The organism is Streptomyces asiaticus, assembly GCF_018138715.1.
GTDB classification, from domain to species: Bacteria; Actinomycetota; Actinomycetes; order Streptomycetales; family Streptomycetaceae; genus Streptomyces; species Streptomyces asiaticus.
The window spans coordinates 3355448-3370337 of record NZ_JAGSHX010000006.1 but is presented as its reverse complement, the minus strand read 5'-3'; the positions used below and the strand labels follow the sequence as shown (position 1 = coordinate 3370337).

The following is a 14890-nucleotide window of genomic DNA, read 5'->3' as shown; positions in this document are numbered from 1 at the left end:
CCCTCACTGGCTCTTTCGCAGCCGCCGCGCGAACAGCGCGTTGGCCGCGGCGATCAGCAGCAGGATCAGGAACATCGTCCAGGCGATGGCGGAGGCCCGGCCGAGGTGCAGGTTCACCCAGCCCTGCTCGTACATGTACAGGCCGAGCGTCTGGTACTGGTGATCGGCGCCGCCGGTGGCCGTCCCCGCGGTGTTGAACAGCAGCGGCTCACCGAAGAGCTGGGTGGCCCCGATCGTGGAGACGACGACCGTGAAGAGGATGGTGGGCCGCAGCGACGGGACGGTGACATGCAGGAACTGCTTCCAGCGCGAGGCCCCGTCCAGCGCCGCCGACTCGTACAGATCGTTCGGCACGGCCTGCATGGCGGCCAGGTAGATCAGCGCGTTGTAACCGGTCCACCGCCAGATGACGATCGTGGAGACCGCGATCTGCGAGGTCCAGGTGCCGTTCTGCCAGTCGATGCCGTCCAGTCCGACCAGCCCCAGGGACCAGTTGACCATGCCGTAGTCATGCCCGAAGAGCAGCGCGAACACCAGCGTGGCGGCGGCGACGGAGGTGGCGTACGGGGTGAGGATCGCCACCCGGAAGAACATCGAGGCACGCAGCCGGTAGTTGAGCAGATGCGCGATCCCGAGGGCCATCATCAGCTGGGGAACGGTGGAGATCACCCCGATGGTGAAGGTGTTCCGCAGCGCTTTCCAGAAGAACTCGTCTTCCCACAGCCTGGAGTAGTTGTGCCACCCCGCCCACTCCATATGGGTGGGGCTGGTGAGCTCCACCTGGTGCAGCGAGGCCCACCCGGTGTAGAGCAGCGGGAAGAGGCCGAAGGCGGCGAAGAAGACGAAGAAGGGGGCGACGAAGGCGTACGGGCTCCATCGCACATCCCAGCGGTAGCGGCGGCTGCGCCGGTCGCGACGCCGCTGCTCGGCCGGGTCGGGCGCCGGCGCGGTCGCGGCGCGCGGGGCCGCGCCCCCCTGCCCTGCGGGGGGCGCGGCCGTATCAGGGGTGAAACCGGAAGGTGCGGTCATGTCCAGGTCACTGGTCCAGCGCGTTGTCGTTCGTCTTGATCGCGGCCTTCCAGCCTTCGGCGGCGGACTTGCCCTGCTGCTCGACCTGGAGCAGGCCGACATCGGTGAAGTTCTGCTTGATGATGGCGTCCTTCGGGCCCAGGACCTGCGTCGGACTGTCCTTCGCGGCCTGGGAGAAGATCTTGCCGATGGGCGCGTTGTTGAAGTAGGGGAGCTTGGCGTCGGCCACCTGGGGAAGGCTGTACGCGGCCTGGGCGCTGGGGAAGCTCGCCTGCTTCTCGAAGAGCTTGGCCTGCTGCTCGGGCGCGGTCAGCCAGGTGGCGAGCTTGACCGCCTCGTCCTTGTTCTTCGCCGCCTGCGGCACGGAGAGGAAGGAGCCGCCCCAGTTGGCGGGCTGGGGGGCGGCCGCGACGTCCCACTTGCCCTTGTACTTGTCCCCGGCGTACTCCTTGATCTGGCCGAGCATCCAGGCCGGGCAGGAGACGGTGGCGAACTTGCCGTTGGCGAGCGCCTGCTGCCAGGGCTTGGTGAACTCCTGGAGCTTGGCGGAGAGTTTGGACGCGGACGCGTCGGTCGCCAGCTTCCACGCCTTCTTGACGGCCGGGCCGTCCTTGTAGATGGGCTTCCCGCTCTTGTCGTAGTAGACCTCCGAGCCGCCGGAGACCGCCGCGTTGAACAGTCCGCCGGCCGAGTCCAGGAACGCGGCTCCGCCCGGCGCCTTCTTCGCGTACTTCTTGCCGGCGTCGAGGTACTTCTGCCAGTCGCCCGCCCAGAGCGCGGAGACCGCGTCACGGTCGGCCGGGAGCCCGGCCTGCTGGAAGAGGTCCTTGCGGTAGCAGATCGCCATCGGGCCCACGTCCGTGCCGAGGCCGATCGTCTTGCCGTCCTTGGCGGTGGCCTGCGCCCACTTCCAGTCGAGGAAGTTCTCTTTTTTGACGCCGTCCGCCTTCGAAAGATCAACGAACTTGTCGGCCTGGGTGGTGGTGACCTCATTGATGTTGCCCACCTCGACCGCCTGGATGTCGGCGAGCCCGCTGCCCGAGCCGAGATGGGTGAGCAGCTGCGGGTAGTAGTTCGAGGCCGGATCGATCACATTCTCTTCGATCTTGATATCGGGGTGCAGCTTTGTGTACTCGTCATAGAGCCCGGCCTGCTTGAAACCCATGACGCCGTACGTGCCGACGGTCACCACCGTCTTGCCCTTGCTGTCGCCGCCGCCGGACGAGCCGGCGGATCCGTCGTCGCCGTCATCGGCGCACCCGCTGAGCACCCCCGCTCCTAAAGCGGCGACGGCCGCGAGGACCACGGCTCTGCTGCGGTGACTACCAGTGTTCCTGCGCATTCCGTCCTCCTAGCGCCCCGCCCAACGGGTTCCGGCCAAAAGTGGTGATACATGGCTCTTTGAGATGCATCGAGTCGGGTGGGCATCGTGCGGGTTGTGTATGGCTCAGGTACGGTGGGAGCGCTCCCAGATTGATGTGTTGAAGGGTCGCGGCTCCCCGCTGGGGTGTCAAGGGAGTGCGCGAAACAACTTCCCGAAACCACACTGCTGTTGAATGTCCCCGCAGCCGCCCATTCGGGGGGTTGGAGCTGCTGGGCATGGACGGCTGGAGGCGCGATATGGCAGGAACGCGGCGGCATGGTGCGGGGCGGGGACGGCCGACCCTCGAGGAGGTGGCGGCCCGCGCCGGAGTCGGTCGCGGCACCGTGTCCCGGGTGATCAACGGTTCGCCCCGGGTCAGCGACCGCACCCGCACGGCCGTCGAGCAGGCCGTCGCCGAACTCGGCTATGTGCCGAACCGGGTGGCCCGCGCCCTCGCCGCCAACCGTGCCGACGCCGTCGCCCTGGTCATCCCCGAGCCCGAGACCCGGCTCTTCGCCGAACCGTACTTCTCCGACATCATCCGCGGCGTCGGCGCCGAACTCGCCGACACCGATCTCCAGCTGCTGCTCACCCTCATCCGCACCCCCAAGGAACGGCAGCGGCTCGCGGACTACCTCTCCGCGCACCGGGTCGACGGGGTGCTGCTGGTCTCCGTCCACGCGGACGATCCGCTGCCGGATCTGCTGGAGCAGATCGAGATGCCCGCGGTGCTGAGCGGCCGCCGTTCGGCGCATGAATCGGTCCCGTACGTCGACTCGGACAACACCGGCGGCGCCCAGTCCGCCGTGGAGCACCTCATCGGCCGCGGCCGCGAGACGGTCGCCACCATCACCGGCCCGCTGGACATGTATGTCGCGCAGTGCCGCCTGGAGGGCTACCACGCCGCGGTCCGGGCGGCGGGCCGGGAGGTGGCGGCGGAGCTGGTGGCGTCCGCGGACTTCACCGAGGAGGGCGGCCGCCGGGCGATGCGTCAGCTGCTGAGCCAGCGCCCGGACCTGGACGGGGTCTTCGCCGCGTCGGACGTGATGGCCGCGGGCGCCCGTCAGGTGCTGCGCGGGAACGGGCGCCGCGTCCCGGACGATGTGGCGCTGGTCGGCTTCGAGGACTCGGCGGTCGCCCGCCATATGGACCCTCCGCTCACGAGCGTCCGGCAGGCCACGGAGGAGATGGGCCGGGCGATGGTGCGGGTGCTGCTGGAGGAGATCGCGGGGCGCTCGGACCGCACGGCCAAGCGGCCACAGATGGTGCTGCCGACGCAGCTGGTGCGGCGGGAGTCGTCCTGAGGCATTAATGGGTGCGGGGCCGGTGGTCGCGAAGAGCGTCCACCGGCCCCGTCGTGTGCGGGTGCGCTCGCGCGGCCTGCGGCTACTCGATGGGGCGGCCGAGCCGCCCCGTCCGGACGCCGCTCACGAACTCGGCCCATGCGGCGGGGGGTATGAGGAGGGCGGGGCCGGTCTCGTCCTTTGAGTCGCGGACGCCGACGGCGGTGGTCAGGTTTGCGATCTCTATGCAGGCGCTCGGCTCTTGACCGCTGTAGCTCGACTTGAACCAGGTAGCTTCTTTACGGACGTTCATGGCTAGACCAACTCTCGTGCTAGTTCTTTGAGGAAGCGAGGCGTTTCCGTCGGAGGTAGCGCGCCCTCGCGCATGGCATCGAAGCGGCGATTGTGTTTCCAGACCTCACCCTTCTTATCGGTGTAGCTGTTGGTGCTGTTGTCGAGCGCGACGACTGAGTCGAGGCCGCCGTCGAAATCAAGAACGATGAAGTTGTCCTCTGCCCTGTACGTGGCCAGAGACTGTGGCAGGACTTGGACGGTCACGTTGTCGAGACTGCACAACTCGGCGACGGCCTCGTACTGCTCCCGCATGATCTCCGGGCCACCGATGATTCGGCGGAGCGCCGACTCGTCCAGGACATCCCGAAGTTCAAGTGGGTCGTCCCGGCGTGTGATGACTTGCTGGCGTTCCATTCGTACGCGCGTGTTGTCCTCCACGAACGCCGTTGTCGTCTCCTCGACGGGCTTCGCGGTCATGAACATCGCCCGCGCATAGTTCTCGGTCTGCAACAGCCCGAAGACGACCTGCGCATTCCAGGCGCGCATCGCACGGGCGTCCATCTCCAGCCCGATGAATGTGTGTAGGCCCGATGGCATCACATTGCGGTAAGGGGTCCACCAATCCCTGGTGAGCGAGTCGCGGTGGAGTGTCAGCAGGGTCTCTCGGTCATCGATGTCCGTGATGCCGTAGCGGTCCAGCAGCGCCTCCATGTCGGCGACACGGGGGAGGCTGTTATTACCGGTCTCCACCCGGCTGAGCTTGGCCTCCGAGCACCCGAGCCCCTTGGCCGCCTCCAGGATGGTGAGGCCGTTCTTCTCGCGCAGGCGCCGAAGCTCTTTACCGAGTTCCCGGCGGCGGAACGTAGCACCTCGTCGTGCTGCCATCTGTGTTCCCTCCACGTGCCTCTGCCAGGCCCCGGCACGCTGCTGTGCCGAGTCTGCCATCACCAGATCCCCTTGAAACAGCCCCTGTTGACGCCGAGGCATGTACCACTTTCACGATAGCGGCACGTTAGCTTGCAAGTTAGATCGCAAGTGCAGAACAGTAGTTGAGTCACCGAGGGCCGGGTTGGGGCGGCGGCGGGAACCAGCCGATCTCTGCGCCCCGAAAACCCATCTGCCCAGCAACTTCTCAGTGATGGAAGGCAGTTACATGGCCGCTGTCATTACCGAGCTGAAGCGCATGCGCGTTTCTGTCGCCGCCAATCCGAAAAACGTTCGAGAGTTACTTCTCTGGGAGTGATCGTTGGGAGCGACGTGCTGAGCGCGAACGAGCCCCCGGCTCCCCATGCCATTGGAGCCCCCGGCTATAGCCAGACGCTCCCCTGCGAAGAGGAGTCGGCAGTTCGCGCCCGTCAACTTGTCAACGCGGCCTTGAGTACCTGGGGGCTCTGCCATCTCGTCGACCCTGGGATATTGATTATCTCGGAACTCGTCTCCAATGCGGTGCGGCACAGCGGGCGTGACGTCATGCGCGTCATCGTCGTCCGCGCGGAAGGCGACCGGGTGCGGCTCGCCGTCAGCGATAAGTCCCGCTCAATGCCGACCCCACAGCGGCCGGACGGCAACATGGAGACGGGTCGGGGGCTCCTCATCGTGGAAGCCGTCGCGCACGAATGGGGCGTGGACTACCGCCGCTGGGGCAAAGTCGTGTGGGTCGACCTGCTCGCTCAAGGGGAGGAGCATGGACCGCACCAAGACGCTCTACATACCGCTGAGGGCAATCATCAGAGCAACGACTGACAGCAGTGTGCCGACGACGTAACCGATGCCACCGACCACCACCGCCTGGATGCCCGTCAGTCGTCGGCGCATGACCAGATAGGCCACCAGCCCGACCGCACAACCGATCAGCACATGGAAGAGCGCCAGCACCCAGCCGGCGCACACGGCCACGGCAAGACACCCGGTGGCCAGCAGCGCTGCCCTCGGGCTGAGGTCACGCCGAACAAGTGGACACCACCGCGCCGGTGACTACCGCTATGACCGCGGTGACGATGTAAAACGTGATCACGACGAATTTCCCGTTCCCCGAGGGCAATCGGCTTACCGGCAACGACATCGGCATGTCTACACCAAGTGGCGCATCGGCCGCGCTCCTCAGCCGTTCTTCTCCTGTGCGCGCAGCAGCTTGTCGACGGTCGCCGTGAGGTCCTCGGAGGTGAAGGCGTGGCCCGCGCGCACGACCATCGAGATGGCGCCGAGGTTGTCGACGGAGTCGAGGGGATCCGCGTCGAGGAGCAGGAAGTCGGCTTCCATGTCCTCCACGACCCGGCCCATGCGGTGGGCGAGTCCGAGGTAGGTGGCCGGAGCGGTCGTCGCCGTACGCAGGACCTCGAGCGGTGTGAGCCCCGCTCTGGCGAGTTCGCGGAACTCGTGCTGGATGGTGTTGGCCACGGCGCGGCCTGAGGTGTCGGTGCCTGCCATTAAGGGGGCACCGGCCTTGGACCAGATGCCGATCGTCTGGATGACCCGGTCGTAGTACTGATGGTTGATGTCCCGCACTTCGGGGTGCAGGGCCTCGTAGGTGTCGATGTCGGCCAGCTTTTTCCTGCGCTCATCGGCGGGCATTTTCTTCAGCCACGGGTCGGACCGGAACTCCGGGTCGTCGAGTCGGTACTTCGAGCGCAGGTTGGCCAGCGTGGGGCACTGCCATGTCCTGTTCCGGGCGAACATGTCGCCCAGTTCGGTCGCCCGCTCCTCCGAGTACGTGGACAGCGCCTTCTTGAGGAGCACCACGCTGGGATCGTCCGGCTCGGCCCTGCCGACGGAGGAGATCAGCTTGTCTTTGAAGAAGCGGTCGAACACCTCACCGGCGCCTGGCAGTCCGGCCAGCCAGCCCGGTATTGGCAACTTTGTGTCCTGCTGTTCCCAGAGCTTGTCCGGAGTGGTCGAGAGGGATAAGAAGACGTTCGAGCCCGTCCCGAGGTGCTCGATCGAGTCGAAGCCCTGTTCGGAGGCTTCCTCAATCCGGATGGCCGGCGGCAGGTGTCCGGCGATGCGCATACCGCGCTTGTGCGCGGCCTCGATCGCGGCGAAGAACACATCCCGCTCCGTCAGGATCATCTTGATGAAGTCCGCGCCCTGGTCCCACTGCCGGGCGATCTCCTCCCGGACGTCGTCGGTGGAACCGGCGTTGAACGGCAGCAGGAGGCCGCCCGGTATCCCCAGTGGCCTCGGTGCGTGTTCGGTCAGGCCCAGGCGCTGCTCGGCGCGGTAGGTCAGTATGTCCTCCGAACCCTGCATCTGCCGCATGCCCGTCACGCCCTGGGCGAGCATCGTCGCGTACGCCAACCGCGTGTCCGTCTTCTGAAGGACGTGGGTGTGCATCTCGTTGTAGCCCGGAACCGCGTACCGTCCGGCGCCTTCGATGACGCGCATTGAGGTCTCCGCAGGTGCATCGCCGCTGGAGAAGACCGACGCGATGTGTCCGTTGCGCAGGACGATCGACCGGCCGCGGGTCCGGCTGCCGTTGAGTGGATCCACGATCGTGACGTTGTCGATGCGCATGTCGGCGGCATCGCTCCCGAGCGTCCTGGCCGGCACGTCGGGGGCCATCACGCGCGCGACCGCCTCCCGGCCGAACGCGCCCGAGCCGATCAGGACCGCGCCGAGCCCGACCCTCTTGAGAAGAGTGCGGCGTGTACTGCCCTTCGAGGCCGTCGTCGCCTCGGCTCGCTCCGTCTCGGACTCCACCGTGCCGGTGTCGCCGATGTCCTCCTCGGACGTGTTCTCATCTGTCGGGCGGGGGTCGTGACTCATGAGTCGTGCCTCTCGTCAGCCGGTTTCGCGGAGTTCTGCCCGCCCGGTCTCACAGTTGCCTGATGGGAGCTTTCCCAGGTGCTGGACCCGCCGGTGGGCCGTGCCGGTTCGCCGGCAGCCTTCCGGGCACTCAGTTGGCGTTGCAGTTCGTCGATGACCGCTCCCAGGCCGCCCAGCTGTATTGCGGTGCCGAACACGTAATGATCGGGTCGCACCACAGCGGCACCGTGGCCTGCTTCCGCGAAATGCGGCAGGTAGACATGGTCGATGTCTTCGGTGTCGATGTCGCCGAGGGGACTCGTTCCGGGTTCGACGAACCGGACGAAGGAAGTCCCGACAGCATCCAGGAAAGCGAGTTGACGCTCTGTGAGGAACGTGCGCGGGTCGGCTGTGGCCGCGACCACGAACCGGCCGCCCACGACGTCGTCCAACAGTCCGGTGGTCGCTTGTCGGCGGACGCGTGCCTGCGTACTCAGCCGGCCCGACCCAGGGCCGTGGAGGACACCGCTGGTGAGCCTGGGAGGCGGCAGCGGAGGGAGAATCTTCGCCGGATCGGCGCCCTGGCTGATCATGTGGGCATCGCGTCGAGCGGCTGCCGCCGGGTCGGTGACACAGATGACCTTGCCGAGTTCGACGGACATGCCGATGGCATGCTGGATGTGCGCGGCGCGTTCGGTGCCGTAGGTGTCCAGGAGCGCCGCGTCGGCGTGGCCATCGAGGACGAGGGAGAGTTTCCAGCCGAGGTTGGCCGCGTCGCGGATGCCGGAGCCCATACCTTGTCCGGCGAAGGGTGGCATGAGGTGGGCGGCGTCACCGGCGAGGAGCAGTCGGCCCGCTCGCCAGGTGTCTGCCCACCGGGCCTGGAACGTGTAGACGGCGTGTCGTTCGAGATCGCAGTTTCCCGGGTTGAGGTCCCAATCCGCGAGCAGGCGCCAGGTGGTTTCCTCCGTATTGAGTTCGTCGATGGTCTCGCCGGGCATGCGCATGAATTCCCAGCGGCGTCGACCGGGCCCGCCGGAGACGACGGTGGTCGGCCGCCGTGGATCGCAGAGCTGAAGGTTGACGGGGTTCCATGCGCGGTGCTCGTGGGGCCGCACGTCGACGATGAGCCAGTCGTAGAAGAAGCCGAGGTCCGTCGTCCCGTGGGGAAGGTAGCCGCGGACGAAGCTGTTGGCGCCATCGCAGCCGACGACGTAGGAACCACTGACGGTGTGCCGGGTACCGTCCTGTGCCTGGCTGGTCACCTCGACGTGGTCGGGGTGCTCTGTCAGGCTCACGGCTTCGTGGCCACGCAGGACGGTGATGTGTGCCGACGTGGAAGCGGCATCGGCAAGGGTCTGTTCGAGGTCGGGCTGGTACATCATCAACGCCTTCGGCCAGCCGGACGGCCCCGGTCCGGTCCAGTCGAAGGAAAGCAGTGTCTCTCCCCGGGCGTTCCGCCACTCGTAGGTGTCGGCCGGCTCGGTCAGGGCGGCGGTCTTCTCGCCGATGCCGGCGTTCGCGAGCAGGCGGGCGACTTCATCGTCGAAGTGGACAGCGCGGGGACGGGCGTACGGGGCAGGCCAGCGCTCCAGCACGATGACGGTGTGATCCTGCTTCGCCAGGAGCAGTGCGCAGGTCATCCCGACCGGGCCGGCGCCGACGATGACGACGTCGGCGTGCGTGAGAGCCGGTTGGGGGGATGTGGACTTCATGGATGCCCGCCTAGTCTCGCGACGTGGAGTGGGCGCCGGTCATCAGCCCGGCCAGGTCCTCCGGCGCGAGGAACGAGGGCGGCGGGGGCGGCCCCCAGGCCCACAGTGCCTTCGCGCCCTCCCACACGCCGGGCTTCCACAGGGCGTCGTCGACGATGCAGTCGAGGTCGGAGTAGTACTCGGAGAAGTTGCCTGCGGGGTCCTTCAGGTACCAGAAGAAGTTCGAGCCGATGAAATGCCGGCCCAGCCCCCAGGTGTGCCGGTCGGGATCGGCCTCCAGCATCACGGTGGCGCCCCGGCCGACCTCGTCAACGTCGTCGACCTGCCAGGAGGTGTGGTGCAGAAACGCGACGGGCGACTGCTGCACGAGAACGTTGTGGTGGTCGGTGGAACAGCGCATGAACGCGGCGAGCCCCGGCACGGTGTCGCTGATCTTGAACCCGATGCCCTCCTGGAAGAACCGCTGTGAGAACTCCTGGTCGGTGGAGCCGAGCACGACGTGCCCCAGTTTCCGGGGCCGCACCGGCTGCTCACGCAGGATCCCGGGGGCGCGCTCGTGCAGTCGCGGGGTCACCCCCGGTGCGTTGAAGACCGGGGCGGGCGTGGGTGTCTGTGCGTGTCGTGGGGAGATCCCAACACGAACCATGACCTCGGTGCCGGAGTCGCGGGCGCTGACCGTGTCCGCAGTGCGCTCGACGGGGATCCCGAGACGGTCGAGGCGGGCTGCGATGCGGGCAAGGTCGTCGGGGTCATCGGCGCCCACTTCGAGTTCGAGAAGGCACCGTCGTGGTGTCTCGACTATGCGGAGTTGGTCGCCGCTGTCGATGGTGGCCAGGGTGTGGATCGTGCTGTTCGTGCCTTCGTCCGTGTGCGACGGGCTGAGCCCGAACTCTCGGTAGTAGTCGGCCGTCTGCTCGACGTTCGGCACGCCCATGGTGATCCGGGTCAGACGGTGCAGTGGCATGACGGGCTCCCAGATGCGGGACGGATGGCTTCGGATGCTGTGTCGGAGGGAGTGGCGGACGGTCAGGACGCGTGCAGCGAGGTCCGCAGGGTGCCGATCCTCTCGATCCACGTCAGGAGTTCGTCGCCGGGGGTGAGGAACTCCTGGGGGTTGCGGGCGCCGCCGACCCCCGCCGGGGTGCCGGTGAAGACAAGGTCGCCGGGCAGCAGCGGGCAGACGGCCGAGAGCCGGACGATCAGTTCCGGCACGTCGAAGATCATCTGGCTGGTGCGGCTCTTCTGTAGTACTTCGCCGCTTTCGAGCCGGCAGCCCAGCTCCAGGTCGTCGGGGTCGTCGAACTCGTCGACGGTGACCAGCTCGGGGCCGATCGGCGCGAAGCCGGGATAGGACTTGCCCAGCGAGAACTGTGGTGCGGGTCCGGTCAGTTGGAGCCGTCGCTCGGAAAGATCCTGGCCGATGGTGAGGCCGGCGACGTGGGACCAGGCGGTGGCCCGGGAGACGTGATGTGCGCGCCGGCCGATGACGACGACCAGTTCCGCTTCCCAGTCGACGCTGCCCTCGGGCAGGGCGACCCGCGCTCGATGGCCGGTCAGGGACGATGCGAACTTGGTGAAGACAGCTAGCTCGTCCGGAATGGACAGCCCTGATTCGGCCACGTGGTCACGGTAGTTGAGGCCGATGGCGAAGATCTGAGCCGGCCGTGGGACCGGCGGTCCCCAGCGGACCTCGGTGTTCGTCGGGGCCGGGGCGGCCATGTGCGCGCCCCCGGACAGGTGGGCCCGAGCCCAGGAGGCGAACGCCTCCCAGTCCCCGTAGACCGCCTGCGGATCGGGGCCGAAGCGCCCCTCGCTCGCCGTCGCGACGTCCACATGGCCTTCACCGCGGCGAAGGACGACCCGTCCATGAAGAGTGGCAATGCGCATGGCGATTCCTCCTGCTCGACTTGCTCCTGCCAGCAGCGTTCACTCACCTTAACGAGAACACGGCGTATTATCGATACTCCTCGTGGTTCGCGATTTTGATAGACTCGTCAGGTGACGAACGAGCGGGAAACGCGAACGGGAGCGGTCTACGCGCGGGTGCGTGAGGAGATCTTCGACGGCACTCTGGAGCCCGGCCGACGCTTGCGGTTGGTGGAGATGGCGACGCGTTTCTCCGCCAGTCAGTCCGTGATCCGCGAAGCACTGACGCGGCTGGCGGCACAGGGGCTGGTCGTCGCCGTGCCGCAGCAGGGCTTCCACGTCGTGACGCTCTCGCTCACAGACCTGGAGGAACTCACCGAGGCGCGCATCGAGATCGAGTGCGCGGCACTGCGTCTGTCGATTCAGCGTGGCGACCTGGCGTGGGAAGCCGGTGCGGTGGCCGCCCATCACCACCTGGCGGCGACTCGGCCGCTGGCTGACGGCGGCAGCAAGGCCAACACGGCCTGGTTCGGCGTCCACGAGCGTTTCCATCAGAGCCTGCTGGAAGGCTGTGCCAATACCCGTTTGCTCGGGGTCGCCCTGTCCTTGCGGGACGCCGCCACCATCTACCGGCGCTGGTCCGTGCCCATCGGCCACGACTACGACCGTGACGTCGCCGGTGAGCACCAGGCGCTGCTGAACGCGGCGGTCGCGCGAGACGCCGACCTTGCTTCCGATCTGCTCGCCCAGCACATCGACCGGACATCGCAGGCATTGCGAGCAAGCGCGGAGCACGGCGCAGCACAGTGACCGCGGTGCTGCCCCGCACCCAGCGCCCCTGCTGAAATGGCGCTCCTCCAGACGCGCGGCTTGATACGCCGACGGGGCCGGCGGAGCGCGCGTGCGCGTCCACCGGCCCCGCATCTCAGGGGACGGGTCGTGCGGTTACAGCGCCGGATAGGCGTTCTTCAGCAACTCCTGGAACTGGGCCGAGAACCAGTGGCCCGACAGCGGAGCGTTCGGCAGCGCACCCGACATGTTGTTGTTGTTGCGCGGGTTGCCGGTGTACGTCGGGTCGCACATCCGGTCGAAGCCCTTGCCCTCGTCGTTCGGGATCGAGGAGCTCGAGCCGTCCGACTCGCCCGGGGGCTTCATCCACACGTACGCGTCGATCCCGGCCGCGGGTGCCGCCTTGGGCCGCTCCCCGAGCCCGGCGCCGGACTGGTTGCACCAGTTGCCGACGTGGATCCGGCGGTCGTAGCGCCCGCCGTTGACGTAGGTGTCCACGTCCGTCTTCGCGCCGGGGCCGCTGGGCCGGGCCGAGCCGCCCCAGCCGTTGCGGGAGGTGTCGATCAGCGCGCCGATGTTGCTCGGGAAGCCGACGCTGACCAGCTCCTGGCGGAACGCCTGGGCGTAGGAGAGCTCGTCCACGTACCGGTTCCAGTCCACCCACTTCGACTGGCGCACGGTGGTGCCGTTGACCGAGTCGTTGACGGTGAAGTTGTTCTCCTTCAGCGCGCTGAAGTTGGCCGTGTTGGTGATGATGCCGGCCACCTTGTCGACCGTGCTGCCCTCGGCCGTCGCCGCCTGCTTGATCACCTGTGCGGTGGGGTTGAAGTTGTCGTCCCAGCCGATCCAGCCGTGGTGCCCGGCGTCGATGTAGTTGTAGACGTTGCCGATCGAGCCCAGCTTGTTCAGGGCGTAGCCGACGCCCTTCACATAGTTGCCGTTCGCCTTCATCGTGTCGCACTCGGGCGTCGCGGTGGGCTTGCCGCCGGTGTTGGTGACCAGGTTGGGCAGCGAGTCGACCTCGATCGTGTTGACGATCCGCAGACTCGAGTTGGCGTACTTGGACTCGGAGAGGATCGCCGCGATCGGGTCGATGAACTGCGTCTTGTACTTGTCGATCTCGGTCGGGCCGAGCTCGCCGTTGGACGCCAGCGCGGAGCAGTCACGGCCGGGCAGGTCGTAGACCACCAACTGGACGACGGTCGGGCTGCCGCCCGACTGCTGGAGCGCCCGGTCGAGGTGGGCGCGCAGCCCCATCGCGCCGCCCGTGCCGTTGATCGCGGCGATCCGGTCCAGCCAGATGCCGGTCGGCTGGCTGGAGATCTTGCTGCCGCCGGGTTCGGCGGCGGCCTTCGCCGACCAGTCGGGGTTCACATACACCTTGGCGCCCGAGTACGGGTTGTCGACCTTCGCGGCGGCCGCCCTGCCGCTGTCCACCTGGGCGGACGCCACGCCGGTCAGCGCCCCCATGGTGAGCGCGGAGGCGGCGAGCAGAGTGCCCGCCATTCGGATTCTGCGGCTCATTGCATTCCCTTCAGGTGATCGCGGAGTCCCACGCCGTAGTTGGTCGGCGTGCCGTTGTAGTCGCTGATCAGGGATGGCCCCGAGGAACAGTCCCAGGTGTTCCAGGTCCATCCCAGATACGAGGCGCCCTTGGCGTCCAGCCAGGCCATGACCCGGTCGACATAGCCGTGGGAGCAGGTGTTCTCGCCGATCTCGCCCGCCACGAACGGGACCCGGGCGATGACCGGGGCCAGCTGTTCGTTGAAACAGCTCTCGCTGGAACAGGTGTTGAAGTTGTACGTGTGCCAGGCGGCGGCGAGATTGCCCGCCGGGTCGTTCGGCTTGTACGTCAGCCACTGGCGTAGATCGTTGGAATAGGCGACCCCCGGAATCAGCACCAGGTTCCTGGCGCCGGTGGCCCGTACGGCGTTCAGCAGGGTCTGCATCCCGGCGACCTGGAAGTCGATCCCGGGGCAGCTCCCGCCGTCGCGCCAGCACGTCCACGCCGCCGTGAGGTCGGAGGTGGCGCGGTCCGGGAACGGCTCGTTGAAGAGGTCGAAGACCACGGCCTGGTCGCCCTTGAAGGCCTGGGCGACCGAGGTCCAGAAGGCCGGGGTGTACTGCGCGTCCGGCATCGGCTTCTGGCAGGTGGCGTACTCGGTGTCGGCGCAGTGGCTGTCCCCGCCGGTGTATCTGCCGTGGCTCCAGTGAAGTTCGACGACGGGCGTGATGCCACGGGCCTCCAGCCGGGCGACGAGTGCCTTGACGGCCGCGATGTAGTTGGCCCCTCCGTAGGCCGTGTTGATGTGGGAAAGCCCCAGCCAGCACTCCTCGTTGAGCGGGATCCGGACCGCGTTGACCTTCCAGTCGGCGATGGCCTTGACGGCCGCGTCGTCCACGGGGCCGTCGAAGATGCCACGCCCCTGGACGCACATGAACTCACCGCCGGAGCGGTTGACGCCCAGCAGCCGCCGGGTGGCTCCGTTCTCGTCGACGAGCTTGTTGCCGGAGGCGCGGAGCTTCGGTGGTGCCGCGTTGGGCACGGTCACTGCTGGGGCGCTCGCGGCCGAAGCGGTCGTGGCCGGGCCGCTCGCCGCCGAGGCGGTGGCAGGCACCAAGGCGGTGCCCGCCACGGATAACACCGCGGCGGCCACCAAGGCGTAAAGGCGCGGGGGTGCTCGCATGGAGCGACTCCTCGAGGTCCAAGCGCCGTTCGATGTGGCGCAGACTGCTGGAACCGCTCCCACTGGTTGAAGTGAAGGTAGCGCTCGACGGGCGCATGTCAACAGACCCCGTTCACGAATTAT

General features: G+C 67.4%; 14 protein-coding genes. 3 read left to right on the top strand and 11 right to left on the bottom strand.

The features are described from left to right. Positions 1–3: 3 nt before the first annotated feature. Both KHP12_RS21505 and KHP12_RS21500 read right to left on the bottom strand, forming a co-directional pair. Positions 4–1029, bottom strand: coding sequence for a carbohydrate ABC transporter permease (locus KHP12_RS21505; protein ID WP_037953127.1), 1026 nt, complete (start codon positions 1027–1029; stop codon positions 4–6). A 7-nt stretch (positions 1030–1036) separates the two neighbouring features. Further along, positions 1037–2371, bottom strand: coding sequence for an ABC transporter substrate-binding protein (locus KHP12_RS21500; protein WP_086880096.1), 1335 nt, complete (start codon positions 2369–2371; stop codon positions 1037–1039). A 278-nt stretch (positions 2372–2649) separates the two neighbouring features. Between KHP12_RS21500 and KHP12_RS21495 the strand changes: the two genes are divergently transcribed. Continuing rightward, a complete protein-coding gene (locus KHP12_RS21495) occupies positions 2650–3696 on the top strand; it encodes a LacI family DNA-binding transcriptional regulator (RefSeq protein ID WP_086880113.1) in 1047 nt (348 codons plus the stop codon). A gap of 82 nt (positions 3697–3778) precedes the next feature. Here the strand turns inward: KHP12_RS21495 and KHP12_RS21490 are convergent, their stop codons facing one another. Continuing rightward, on the bottom strand, positions 3779–3988 hold the full coding sequence (locus tag KHP12_RS21490; protein ID WP_086880097.1) for a DUF397 domain-containing protein: 210 nt from the start codon (positions 3986–3988) through the stop codon (positions 3779–3781). Positions 3989–3990: 2 nt separating this feature from the next. After that, entirely contained in the window at positions 3991–4854 is an 864-nt protein-coding gene (locus KHP12_RS21485) for a helix-turn-helix domain-containing protein (RefSeq protein WP_086880114.1), read from the bottom strand. A 372-nt stretch (positions 4855–5226) separates the two neighbouring features. On the opposite strand from KHP12_RS21485, the gene KHP12_RS21480 reads away from it, so the two are divergent. Next, positions 5227–5712 carry an ATP-binding protein gene (locus KHP12_RS21480; RefSeq protein ID WP_308289484.1) on the top strand — a complete coding sequence of 162 codons (486 nt, stop codon included), beginning with the start codon at positions 5227–5229 and terminating at the stop codon, positions 5710–5712. Here the strand turns inward: KHP12_RS21480 and KHP12_RS21475 are convergent. The 5 genes from KHP12_RS21475 to KHP12_RS21455 all read right to left on the bottom strand — a co-directional run bounded on the left by KHP12_RS21475 (position 5674) and on the right by KHP12_RS21455 (position 11312). Then, complete coding sequence (locus tag KHP12_RS21475; RefSeq protein WP_211833499.1) at positions 5674–5865, bottom strand: hypothetical protein; 192 nt, start codon at positions 5863–5865, stop codon at positions 5674–5676. The genes KHP12_RS21480 and KHP12_RS21475 overlap by 39 nt on opposite strands. A gap of 204 nt (positions 5866–6069) precedes the next feature. Beyond that, the gene (locus KHP12_RS21470; RefSeq protein ID WP_211833496.1) at positions 6070–7731 is read right to left on the bottom strand and encodes an amidohydrolase family protein; all 1662 of its coding nucleotides are present in this window, start codon (positions 7729–7731) and stop codon (positions 6070–6072) included. Continuing rightward, positions 7728–9425, bottom strand: coding sequence for a bifunctional 3-(3-hydroxy-phenyl)propionate/3-hydroxycinnamic acid hydroxylase MhpA (gene mhpA / locus KHP12_RS21465; RefSeq protein ID WP_211833494.1), 1698 nt, complete (start codon positions 9423–9425; stop codon positions 7728–7730). The genes KHP12_RS21470 and mhpA overlap by 4 nt, the downstream gene beginning before the upstream one ends. 10 nt (positions 9426–9435) lie before the next feature. Continuing rightward, positions 9436–10389, bottom strand: a complete 954-nt coding sequence (locus KHP12_RS21460; protein ID WP_211833492.1) for a VOC family protein — start codon at positions 10387–10389, stop codon at positions 9436–9438. 62 nt (positions 10390–10451) lie between these two features. Then, on the bottom strand, positions 10452–11312 hold the full coding sequence (locus KHP12_RS21455) for a fumarylacetoacetate hydrolase family protein (protein WP_211833489.1): 861 nt from the start codon (positions 11310–11312) through the stop codon (positions 10452–10454). 111 nt (positions 11313–11423) lie between these two features. On the opposite strand from KHP12_RS21455, the gene KHP12_RS21450 reads away from it, so the two are divergent. Next, the gene (locus KHP12_RS21450; RefSeq protein WP_211833487.1) at positions 11424–12101 is read left to right on the top strand and encodes a GntR family transcriptional regulator; all 678 of its coding nucleotides are present in this window, start codon (positions 11424–11426) and stop codon (positions 12099–12101) included. A gap of 135 nt (positions 12102–12236) precedes the next feature. Here the strand turns inward: KHP12_RS21450 and KHP12_RS21445 are convergent, their stop codons facing one another. Together KHP12_RS21445 and KHP12_RS21440 are read right to left on the bottom strand one after the other, a co-directional pair. Then, positions 12237–13604, bottom strand: coding sequence for a glycoside hydrolase family 6 protein (locus tag KHP12_RS21445; RefSeq protein ID WP_086880102.1), 1368 nt, complete (start codon positions 13602–13604; stop codon positions 12237–12239). Beyond that, positions 13601–14767, bottom strand: a complete 1167-nt coding sequence (locus KHP12_RS21440; RefSeq protein WP_086880103.1) for a glycoside hydrolase family 5 protein — start codon at positions 14765–14767, stop codon at positions 13601–13603. The genes KHP12_RS21445 and KHP12_RS21440 overlap by 4 nt, the downstream gene beginning before the upstream one ends. Positions 14768–14890: the final 123 nt, after the last annotated feature.